At 38.4% G+C, this 229-nt stretch carries 1 protein-coding gene; it reads left to right on the top strand.

Going from position 1 to position 229, the window contains the following annotated elements; genetic code table 11:
• Positions 1-41 precede the first annotated feature (41 nt).
• Positions 42-229, top strand: a 188-nt coding sequence (locus tag QSV46_RS41315; protein ID WP_314964607.1) for a hypothetical protein, incomplete at its 3' end; no start/stop codon positions are given.

Genomic DNA, 229 nt, shown 5'->3' with positions numbered 1-229 from the left:
GATTGTTTGTTTCCAGAGAAGTATAGAAAGGAGGGGTGTAATTGATTGAAGATTACGAAGAACCAGATGAGCCGATACCAAAACAGAAGGTAAAGAAACACAAACACGATAAATACATTGGAGTAGAGACAGCATTCCCATTACATGCAGAAACAGAAGAACAGTTATATGAAATCTGTAAGGAACTGGATGTATACCATTGGAGGGATTTGGAAGTAAACCATTGGGC

The sequence above is a fragment of the Bradyrhizobium cosmicum genome (genome assembly GCF_032290525.1).
In the GTDB taxonomy this organism is placed as follows: Bacteria; Pseudomonadota; Alphaproteobacteria; order Rhizobiales; family Xanthobacteraceae; genus Bradyrhizobium; species Bradyrhizobium cosmicum_A.
The sequence above is the reverse complement of the archived record's forward strand: the minus strand, read 5'-3'. Positions and strand labels throughout refer to the sequence as shown.